At 30.6% G+C, this 904-nt stretch carries 2 protein-coding genes; one reads left to right on the forward strand and one right to left on the reverse strand.

What is annotated here, in order from left to right:
- Positions 1 to 253 precede the first annotated feature (253 nt).
- Positions 254 to 565: an XRE family transcriptional regulator gene (locus ACFIKR_RS09465; RefSeq protein WP_114647946.1), complete on the reverse strand. Its 312-nt coding sequence runs from the start codon at positions 563 to 565 to the stop codon at positions 254 to 256.
- A gap of 94 nt (positions 566 to 659) precedes the next feature.
- On the opposite strand from ACFIKR_RS09465, the gene ACFIKR_RS09470 reads away from it, so the two are divergent.
- The coding region (locus ACFIKR_RS09470; protein WP_375659661.1) for a hypothetical protein at positions 660 to 904 on the forward strand (245 nt) is incomplete at its 3' end.

Consider the following 904-nt stretch of genomic DNA (forward strand, 5'->3'; position numbering starts at 1 on the left):
GCTCTTCATTTTCGCACATCACTAAGAGAATTTCATCAGATTTTATAAACACTGGTTTTGTCACAAATGCCTCCATAGAGCCTATTGGCAAAAGTTATTTTCTAAGATATGGAACTTATATTTCATTATTTATGAAAATTGTCAATATAAAAATTCAGAAAATATGAAATTTTAATAAAGTGTAGGTTAATTATGGATAAACTAATGTTAGAAAAACTTTGGAATTGTGGAGATAAAAAAGTGATGGCTGCTATTATTTTTTGTCTGAAGAACAAGAATTCTGAAGAATCGTTAAAACAGCTTTCTGAACTTCGGGATTTGCTTGATAATACAGTTGAATAAACTGTTCAGATTCTTTGATTAGAAAAGGGGGGATTTCGCCAAAAAAATCAATAATTTCTATTAATTCACTTGCTTTTATTGATCTTTTTGTACCTGAATCATGCAACATACTAGTTAAGGTAGATGGTAACACTCCTAAATGCTTGGCTAGCATTTTCTTACTACCATGACCATTTTTAGCTAATTGCGCATTAAGCCATACCTTTAACTGATCTGATTCCATAAAATACAAAGTCTTTCATATGAAATGAAAAATCAATAAAAAAAATATGAAATTTTATCTTGATAAAATTCATAAAATATGAAATTTTATCTTTATGAAAAAAGAACCTGCGTATACTATAATAAAATATCTAGGGGGGGCTGTTAACGTTTCGCGTATTTTGAAGAAATGTAAAGGTGCTGTTTATCGTATCACTTATTCTAAAGAGAAGGGTGGTTCTAATGGATTGTTTCCTTCAATTTATCAAGCGCAGTTATTAACCTACGCACGTGATCATGGGATAGATTTGCGTCCAGAAGATTTTTTTTATCCCGAGCGCTTGCAGAGATTAATGCAAGA

This window comes from Bartonella sp. MR30HLJHH (assembly GCF_042194195.1).
Classification (GTDB): domain Bacteria; phylum Pseudomonadota; class Alphaproteobacteria; order Rhizobiales; family Rhizobiaceae; genus Bartonella; species Bartonella grahamii.

Excerpts from the sequence above, each read along its gene's own strand:
- ACFIKR_RS09465 (WP_114647946.1), bottom strand. The coding sequence starts at position 565 with ATGGAATCAGATCAGTTAAAGGTATGGCTTAATGCGCAATTAGCTAAA.